11 protein-coding genes are annotated in these 9705 nt (G+C 32.3%); 4 read left to right on the top strand and 7 right to left on the bottom strand.

The window, feature by feature from the left end; all coding sequences use genetic code 11:
- The 5 genes from IDG60_RS19905 to nagB all read right to left on the bottom strand — a co-directional run.
- Positions 1-440, bottom strand: a 440-nt coding sequence (locus IDG60_RS19905; RefSeq protein WP_206161107.1) for an MFS transporter, incomplete at its 3' end; no start/stop codon positions are given.
- Between the two features lie 501 nt (positions 441-941).
- Entirely contained in the window at positions 942-1589 is a 648-nt protein-coding gene (locus IDG60_RS19900; RefSeq protein WP_000667095.1) for an HAD family hydrolase, read from the bottom strand.
- A 112-nt stretch (positions 1590-1701) separates the two neighbouring features.
- Positions 1702-2250 carry a 6-phospho-3-hexuloisomerase gene (gene hxlB / locus IDG60_RS19895; RefSeq protein WP_001051594.1) on the bottom strand — a complete coding sequence of 183 codons (549 nt, stop codon included), beginning with the start codon at positions 2248-2250 and terminating at the stop codon, positions 1702-1704.
- Between the two features lies 1 nt (position 2251).
- On the bottom strand, positions 2252-2884 hold the full coding sequence (gene hxlA / locus IDG60_RS19890) for a 3-hexulose-6-phosphate synthase (protein ID WP_000422861.1): 633 nt from the start codon (positions 2882-2884) through the stop codon (positions 2252-2254).
- Between the two features lie 76 nt (positions 2885-2960).
- Positions 2961-3719, bottom strand: coding sequence for a glucosamine-6-phosphate deaminase (gene nagB / locus IDG60_RS19885; RefSeq protein WP_000866415.1), 759 nt, complete (start codon positions 3717-3719; stop codon positions 2961-2963).
- A 275-nt stretch (positions 3720-3994) separates the two neighbouring features.
- Here nagB and IDG60_RS19880 point away from each other — a divergent pair, with 275 nt between their 5' ends.
- The 4 genes from IDG60_RS19880 to sdgB all read left to right on the top strand — a co-directional run bounded on the left by IDG60_RS19880 (position 3995) and on the right by sdgB (position 7699).
- Positions 3995-4357 carry a YojF family protein gene (locus tag IDG60_RS19880; protein ID WP_001557152.1) on the top strand — a complete coding sequence of 121 codons (363 nt, stop codon included), beginning with the start codon at positions 3995-3997 and terminating at the stop codon, positions 4355-4357.
- A 13-nt stretch (positions 4358-4370) separates the two neighbouring features.
- Entirely contained in the window at positions 4371-5036 is a 666-nt protein-coding gene (gene bshB2, locus IDG60_RS19875) for a bacillithiol biosynthesis deacetylase BshB2 (protein ID WP_000129068.1), read from the top strand.
- A gap of 12 nt (positions 5037-5048) precedes the next feature.
- Positions 5049-5927: a GTP cyclohydrolase FolE2 gene (gene folE2 / locus IDG60_RS19870; RefSeq protein ID WP_000134236.1), complete on the top strand. Its 879-nt coding sequence runs from the start codon at positions 5049-5051 to the stop codon at positions 5925-5927.
- 281 nt (positions 5928-6208) lie between these two features.
- The gene (sdgB, locus tag IDG60_RS19865; RefSeq protein ID WP_001106104.1) at positions 6209-7699 is read left to right on the top strand and encodes a serine-aspartate repeat adhesin O-glycosyltransferase SdgB; all 1491 of its coding nucleotides are present in this window, start codon (positions 6209-6211) and stop codon (positions 7697-7699) included.
- A 123-nt stretch (positions 7700-7822) separates the two neighbouring features.
- On the opposite strand, the gene sdgA is transcribed toward sdgB, so the two are convergent.
- Complete coding sequence (sdgA, locus tag IDG60_RS19860; protein WP_001106740.1) at positions 7823-9295, bottom strand: serine-aspartate repeat adhesin O-glycosyltransferase SdgA; 1473 nt, start codon at positions 9293-9295, stop codon at positions 7823-7825.
- 119 nt (positions 9296-9414) lie between these two features.
- A partial coding sequence (locus IDG60_RS19855) for an LPXTG cell wall anchor domain-containing protein (RefSeq protein ID WP_001642626.1) occupies positions 9415-9705 on the bottom strand: 291 nt, incomplete at its 5' end.

The raw sequence follows: 9705 nt of genomic DNA, 5'->3' as shown, positions 1-9705 counted from the left end.
GCAACATATGTCATTGCCCCCGCATACTCTCCACCTGTTGAAAACCCTTGTAGTACTCTTGCAAGCAATAATAGTATTGGTGCCCAAAGTCCAATTTGATCATAGCTTGGCAATAATCCAATGGTTAATGTTGAAAATGCCATTAAAATAATTGTAGATGTTAATACAACTTTACGTCCATATTTGTCACCAATAATACCAAATACCACACCACCAATTGGTCTTAATAAAAACGCAATGGCTAATGCTGCGAAAGTCAACATTTGTCGAATGTCTGCATTCTCTACTGGAGAGAAGAAGTTCGCTCCAATGTACGCAGTTGTATATGCATAGACACCAAAATCGAACCATTCCATTGCATTACCGATACCGGTTGCAACAACGGTTTTTTTAGCTTTCTTTGCATCCACCATGTTAATATTCTCTTTATTAAAATCCATGAATTCATACACTCCCTCTTGTATGTTTCATAATTATACGGAGTTAATTAGTTTTGTCAAATTTATAAGAATTTAAACTTTTATATAAATACAAAAGTATGTTTGTTCAAAAATTTCACTTTATCGAATTAAATTCAATGATTTTATACCCTCATACATTTGAATTAAACAATAATAATTCTTAAATCATCGAACGATTAACTTTTTGGAATTATAACTAAAAATAGCTATAGCACACAACTTCATGTAAGTCATATGCTATCACTACTTTCCTCATCATATTAAAATGTTTATATTCGATTTACTTCAATAACTTTGTTTTTACTTTAATTTATTTGTACAAAAATAAATGATCAACGAATCAGACATCACTCTTTAAACATACACGATTATTAATAAATATTTATTTTACATTCCTAATCTAAAGCGAAATATTTCTATGTATAATCTAATATTTATGAATATGCATTTTAACCATGGTATTCTCTGTTTTAACAAATTTTATAATACTGTATTAATTTCTGATGGATCATTGATTATAAAATCTGGATTTGAATGAAGTAATGACCTTGCATCATGTGCTCCCCATGTTACTGCTGCAGATGGTACACCAGCATGTTGCGCCATCTCAACATCAAATGTTGAATCACCAATATAAACCGTTTGTTGGCTATTTAAATTGTAGCGTTGCACAATTGTGTGTATGCCTTCAGGATTTGGTTTATATGCACTTACTTGATCGGATCCAACAGCTTCGGTAATCAAGTGATTTAATCCAATAGCCGATAAATTTCTTTCTAATACATCACTCTTCTTACTAGACACCACGAAAAGTTTTTTCCCTTGGTTATACAAACTTGTAATGGCTTCAGTTATACCCGCAAATTCATAAATATAGTCCTTTTCAATAGATTGATATGTATGTCTAAATGTATCGATTAACTTTGCTAATGCTGCTTCATCTAATGGTCGGTCTGCTAATTTTAAAAATGATTCTTCAATAGGTATTCCCATATAATGCGTTATTTCTTTAGATGATGGTTCCGTTAAGCCACATGCTTTAAATGCACTTTGTGTTGCTACTTCACCACATTTTTTCGTGTCTGCCAACGTACCATCAAAATCAAAAATATAATTGTCAAACTTCAATATTAACACCCCTATTCGTTTATTATTGATATTATACTATAATTTATTATTTAAATAAAAAAATAATCGATAATATTTCTGCCTAGGCATCATATTATCGACTATCTTTATTTTATTCTAAATTAGCATGATTTTGTTGCATCGTTTGTTCCGTAACATTCATTTCAGTCATCAATCCCATTACAACACTATCTAAAAATAATTGAGATGCTTGTTCAAACAAACTTCCTAATGGTTGTGCCGAGCCTTGTTCATCATATTTTGTACCTGCAGGCAAAACGATGTTCGTCCCAGCTAGATTGCCTATTGCAGAATCTTTATTTGTAGTAATTAATACGATGTCAGCACCTACTGATTTTGCTTTGTCTGCTAATAATCTTAAATGTTCCGTGGAACCTGAACCAGAGATAATTACAAATACATCATTCGACTTAATCGCAGGTGTCGTTGATTCTCCAACAACATGTGCCTGTTTGCCGAGCTGATTTAAGCGCATTGCAAAACTATTCGCCACGAATCCTGAACGTCCTTTGCCAGCTACAAATATATGTTCAGCATGTAGTATTTTGGATGCAAAAGTTGAAAACTCATCCGCTTCAACATGTGACAAAGTCATCTTTAATTCATCTAGAATTAATTGATAGTCACTAAATTTAGCCATATTACTTACCTTCGATTGCAGCGCGACATTGTTTTGCAGCTTCTACTGGATCATCTGCATTTGCGATTCCGCCACCAACAATAACAAGATCAGGACTTTCAGCGACAATATCTTTAATTGTATCTGGTTTAATTCCACCTGCTACTGCAACTTTAGAATTTTTAATAACAGATTTAACGGTTCTTAAACTTTCTAATGGTGATTGCCCTTCTGCTTGTAAATCATAACCAGTGTGTACTGCAATATAATCAGCACCCATTTCATCTAGTTCTTTTGCACGTTTTTCTAAATCTTGAACAGCAATCATATCAACTAGTAATTGTTTATTATTTTTATGAGCTTCTTCAATAGCTGCTTTAATTGATGCATCTTCTGCAACACCTAGTATTGTAATTACATCCGCGCCAAATTTAATTGCTTGGCTAACTTCATAATCAGCTGCATCCATAATTTTCATGTCTGCTAATACTTTTACATTACTAATGTTGTCTGCCATATGTTTAACTGCTGGTAAACCTTCGTTGTAAATAATTGGCGTACCGATTTCTACGATATCTACATAATCTTTTACTTTATTTGCTAACTCAGCCGCGTCTTCTTTGTTTAATAAATCAATTGCTAATTGTAATTCCACTAAAAATCATCCTTCCAATGCTTTTTATCTTTCTATTGGAACCTTTCCCGAGGCATTTCTTAATTAAACATTGCAATCAATCCATTTCATCGACATGAATTTTCGCAACATTTTTCGGGCAAGCTTCGTCGTCTAAATATATCTCAACATTCGGGTGTTTGTGAAGTAATGTGGCTGGAACATCAACAGAAATTTCCTGATTTAATAAATGTGTAATAGCAGCACGTTTCTTTTCACCAAATGCGAGTAAAATGATACGTTTGGCTTGAAGAATATTAGCAAGTCCCATCGAAATGGCTTGCTTTGGAACATCATCTTCGTTTTTAAAATATCGACTATTAGCCTTAATAGTACTTTCAGTCAAATCAACGATATGAGTAACGCTATCAAACGGCGTACCAGGTTCATTAAATCCAATATGACCATTTTCACCAATACCTAAAATTTGAATATCACGTTGACCTTGTTGTTCTAAAACGTCATTATATTTTGACGCTTCCGCATTCATATCATCGGCATCTCCATTTGGAATATGAATGTTCTTTCTATTAAAATAAGGATATTGTTTGAAAAGCATGTCATCCATATAATAGTGATAACTTTGCGGATGTGATGCGGTTAAACCTACATATTCGTCTAAATTAAACGTGGATACATTGTCTACGTTTAACTGATTTTTATTTAATAACTTAACAAGTTGCTCATACAAATCTGTCATTGTACCACCAGTTGCTAAACCAAGTTTACAGTGCTGATTAAATGCCATCTCTTTATATAACTCACATGCAACATAGAATGATGCTTGTTTTTTCGATCCTAAGTTTAATACTTTCATTGTTTACATGCCTCCACAAATTTAATACATTTTAAAAACTTATGAATTCATTCATACACCATTAATATAGCATCATTTTTAATGTTTAACACTTTTCAAATTCCAACAAATTTTTGATTTTTAAAAGTAAAAAACTAATGCTGTATGATTACGTAATCCTGAGTAATTACCCTTCATGAAAATTAATTTATAAATAATTGAGCAATCGTATACAATTATCGAATAGTTTTTAGTAAAATAGAAAGATAAACACATTGATAGTGTAAGGAGTGAACGTGTTGGAACCAATTAAAGAACAAGAAGTTATAGATTTACTTGCTTCTTTTGAACATAAACCTGTGTATCTGCATGTTGAAACGACAAATGGGGCCTATGCGAACCATTTCGATCAACGTGTTTTTAATGCTGGTACATTTTTAAGAAACATACAAGTAACATATACGCATGCACAACTAAAAGGTGGTAATAAAGAACCTTATCGCATTGGTCTTAAACTATCAAATGGTGGTTGGGTTTATGTACAAGGTCTAACGCATTTTGAGGTCAATGAACATGATGAATTTTTAATTGCAGGTTTTAATTACGAAGGTCAACTCGCTGCAGCACTTCAAATTAGTGAGCGACCATTTAATTTATAGAGGAGGCATCAACATGACTGACGAAAGACATGTATTAGTAATATTTCCACATCCTGATGATGAAACCTTCTCATCTGCAGGCACATTAGCAAGTTATATCCAAAAAGGCATACCTGTAACATATGCATGTTTAACCCTAGGACAAATGGGCAGAAATTTAGGTAATCCCCCATTTGCAACACGCGAATCATTACCAAGTATTCGTGAGCGTGAACTAGAAGAAGCTTGTAAAGTTATTGGTATTACTGATTTAAGAAAAATGGGTTTACGTGACAAAACTGTCGAATTTGAACCCTACGAACATATAGATGGTATGATTAAATCTTTAATCGATGATACAAATCCATCATTGATTATTTCATTTTATCCTGGATATGCAGTACATCCTGATCACGAAGCAACAGCAGACGCTGTAATTCGAACGGTTGAACGCATGCCTAAAGAAGAACGCCCTCGTTTAACTTTAGTTGCGTTCAGTAATGATGCAACCGAAGCTCTTGGAGAACCTGATATTCAAAATGATATTACAGATTTTAAAGAACTTAAAATTAAGGCATTTGAAGCACATGCTTCTCAAACAGGTCCATTTTTAAAACAATTAGCAAGTCCTGAAATCGATGGTAAACAACACAGCTTTTTAACAGTCGAACCATATTGGACATATCACTTTAAATCTTAACGGAGGAAAAAAATGACTGAATTTGATTTATCGACACGAGAAGGTCGTTGGAAACACTTTGGTTCCGTAGATCCTATTGAAGGCACGAAACCTACTACTAAGAACGAAATGACAGACTTACAAAGTACACATAAAGATTTTTTATTTGAAATAGAAGAAGTTGGTATTAAAAACTTAGTGTACCCTGTACTTGTTGACCAGTATCAAACAGCTGGCACATTTAGTTTTTCAACAAGTTTAACAAAAGACGAAAAAGGTATTAATATGAGCCGTATAATTGAAAGTGTTGAAAAGCACTATGATAATGGTATTGAACTTGAATTTAATACACTTTATCAGGTGTTACGCACTTTACAAACGAATATGAAACAAAATGCGGCAGGCGTTGATGTTTCTGGGAAATGGTTCTTTGACCGCTATAGTCCAACCACAAATATTAAAGCAGTTGGTAATGCCGATGTCACTTATGGATTAGCAATTGACGGTGATAAAGTTACACGTAAAGAACTTACTATTGAAGCAACTGTCACAACGCTATGCCCTTGTTCAAAAGAAATAAGTGAGTATTCAGCGCACAACCAACGTGGTGTTGTCACTGTTAAAACATATATTAATAAAGATCAAAACATAGTTGATGACTATAAAAACAAAATTTTAGATGCAATGGAAGCTAATGCAAGTTCAATTCTATACCCTATTTTAAAACGTCCTGATGAAAAACGTGTGACAGAGCGTGCATATGAAAATCCACGTTTTGTCGAAGACTTAATTCGTTTAATTGCCGCGGACTTAGTTGAATTTGATTGGTTAGACGGTTTCGATATCGAATGTCGTAATGAAGAGTCTATCCATCAACATGATGCTTTCGCTAAATTAAAGTATCGCAAATAATATCATATGATTAATTCAAACGCGTAACATTAGTTGCGCGTTTTTATTATACCTTCTAGAGTTGTATATCTCTTTTATAAATCTTCTCATTTGATGTGCCTGAGGCATAAATCAATATCCTAAGCTCTACAATGATATATTGGTCGTAGTTGATTGAATAACTACTATCATTATAAATATCAAAATTTGTTGTTTTATAAATAAACACATCATCCAGTTAAAAGAAGTAATTAAATATTATGTGATATAATTATAAAAAATAGATATAAGTGGTGTTGTAAATGAATTATTTTGTAGGTAATAGTTTAGGTGTTAATTTAACTGGGATAGAAAAAGCAATTATTAATCGTTTAAATTTATTTAAAGAAATGGGAAGACCAGCGCAATGTGTATTTCTGTCATGGAATAGATATTTATATAGAAATGCCCAAAATTATATTACTAGTTCTGACTATATTAATATGTATGATTTCTTCCAAGAAGCAACATATTTAGAACGCAATGAACCATTTGACTGGTTGTCGTATTGGACTGATGAATGTCATTATACTTTAAAACATGTTGAAAATAGTCATGACTTTAGAATATATGATCAAGAGCGTTTCTTAATGTATGCCCATTTTCAAGATCCTAAATATCGTATATTAGATTATGTGAATCATTTTGATAGTCAAAGACGAAAAGTAAAACGTGATTTTTATGATGTGCGTGGCTTTTTAAGTTGTAGTAGGATTCTTGTTGATAAACAACAAACATTATGTGAATTTTTCTATAATCCAGAAGGTGACACAAAATTAGAAAAGTATTTTTCTTACAAGGATGGCAAACCAGAAGTACAAAAAATTATTGTTTACTATGCTAACAAACAATATTTCTTTAATAATGAAACGGAATTAGGCGCATTTTTCATTAAACAACTATATCAACATGGGGATTTATTTTTCAGTGACCGTAATGTGTATACAGCACCTATTTTCAACTTAACACCTGAGTCAATCCCAGTAGTAGCTGTGCTTCACAGTACACACATTAAAAATATTGATGCATTAGATTCATCGCCATTTAAAAATGTATATAAAGCGATGTTTGAAAATTTATCTCGATATCGTGCAATTATCGTTTCTACTGAGCAGCAAAAATTAGATGTTGAAAAACGTATTAACCATACTATTCCAATTGTTAATATTCCTGTCGGCTATAGTGAAACAATTGATACACCAGTCCAAACATTAGATCAGCGCAGTGTTAAATTAATTTCCGTTGCTCGTTATTCACCTGAAAAACAATTACATCAACAAATTGAATTAATTAAACGCTTAGTATCGTATGTCCCAAAAATAGAGCTTCATATGTATGGTTTTGGTTCTGAAAGTAAAAAATTAAATGAATTGATACAAAAATATGGATTGGAAAATCATGTTTACTTACGTGGCTTTTTAAGCAATCTAAACCAAGAATACAGCGATGCTTACTTAAGTTTAATAACAAGTAACATGGAAGGTTTCTCTTTAGCGCTACTTGAATCTTTAGCACATGGTGTTCCAGTTATTAGTTATGATATTAAATATGGACCTAACGAATTGATTACGCCTGATTTCAATGGTTATTTAATTACTAAAAATGATGAAGATGCCCTATTTGATAAAGTAAAATATGTGATTGATCATCCTGAAGTACAACAACGACTGTCAAAAGGTAGTTTAGCAAAAGCGCAACAATATAGTAAAGCGTCGTTAATTAAACAATGGGACCAATTTGTTCGTCTTATATAAATGTACTTTACCTTTATTTTTACAAAAATAGCATTTTCCTATGTCATTTAACTAAACATGTAAGTTCGTATGAACGAGGTTTGTTAAATAGATGATTCTAGGAAAATGCTTTTTTCTTTTGACTTAGTTTAAAATATTTTGCCACTTTGTACTGATAGTAGTTGCATTGTACTGTTGTGCAGATTCTATGCTATTAATCGAAAACTGTTGCAATTTTTGAGTATTATTTAGTAATTGATCGACCTTTTCAACCATTTGATTGATGTCACCTTTAGGTACTAAATAGCCATTAAATCCATCTTGAATCAGTTCTGATGGCCCATAATCTATATCATAACTGATCACTGGTGTACCTACTGAAAGCGACTCTAAAATTGCTAAGCCAAAACCTTCCATTTTACTTGTCGATAACATCAGTTCTGCTTTAGCAATCTCTTCATTAATATGCGTCTTAAAACCATGAAATTTAACATGTTCCGATAAATGATAATCTTCTACAAGTTGTCGATATTCTGACAAACCATTTCCATGTCCATAAATATTCAATTGAATATTGGGATGTTTTGTTACTAATTGCTTGATCACTTCAATTTGATGTTTAATTTGTTTATTTTCAACGAGGCGAGCAATTGATATGATATGATTTTTCTCCTTTTGATTGATGTCAAATTGATACTTTAAATTTGCCACGTAGCCAACCGGAATATTGATAACTGGTATTTTATTTTCAATATATTGTGAAATATCTTGGCATTGCTGTTCTGTTGATACAACAATCGCTTTATAACGTGTTAAATTATTAAATACTGTTTTATAAAAACTTTTTATACCATTACCGGTACCGGATAAATGTGTACTATGGAGCACAACAACAACTGGAATACTTTGATTTAATCCCGCTATAACATTTCCTAATTCATGAGGACGATCTAATATGATTTGATCATTATTTTTACATAATTGATGGAGAAAATATTGAACTAATTCATCTTCTGTATCAAAAAATTGTTGCTGCTGGTCTTCATTTAAGATAACCTTTGTGAGCGTGTTTTTTCCTTTTATATCGTCGAAATATTTTTGGATGACGATTTCCCCATTAGGTGTATAGTAATTTTCGAGTACAATCCGTTGTCCTTCACCTAAAATTCGAGAACAACTTAAAAAGCCTCTTCCATCATACAATTCGCGTTTTACTTTTCTTCTTTTATGATCAAAATAATTCACATAGTTTAATTGATGATACTGTTTATCTAAAAAATGAGCATACATTACAAATTGCTCTTCATCATATATTCTGACATCATTTGAATTTTCCACAAATTTCAATGTGTACCTACATGACTTTTCCCAATACTGTATCCAGTTAACTTGCTTTGTCTTTTTATAATTGATTGCTTTTTGAAAATAGTCATACATTGTAAATACATCATTTTCAATCTGATGTTGCTTCGCATATGTGTATGAATAAGGATTCCATTTAACATATACACATTTTGAAGATATGCCGTGTTGTTTGAACAACTTCAATCTATTTATTTGCGCTTTTTCTACACCTGTAATTTTACTTTCTAAAATTGTTCCTAAAATGTAATTCATATTATCGCCTCATATAAGTTTTATTCCGTATCTTTATTGTTTATTTTATATGAAAAATACATCTATTGCATGTGTAATCATAAAAAAAACCAGGCCACAAGGACCTGGGTCATATTGTATTATTTGTTTTGTTTTTTGCGACGACCGAATAACAATAATGAACCTAATGCTGCAAATAATCCACCAAATAACGTTGCGTTATTTGAGCCGTTATTTTCACTACCTGTTTCTGGTAATGCTTTTGCTTTATTGTGATGGTCTTTAGTAGTACTCATTGGTTTAACAGGTGTATGTTTTCCTGCATCCGAGTCCGAATCGCTATCTGAGTCTGAATCACTGTCTGAGTCTGAGTCGCTATCTGAGTCTGAGTCGCTGTCCGAATCTGAGTCGCTATCTGAGTCTGAGTCGCT

It is taken from the genome of Staphylococcus sp. EG-SA-2 (genome assembly GCF_017152085.1).
This window is presented reverse-complemented; position numbering and strand designations above follow the sequence as displayed.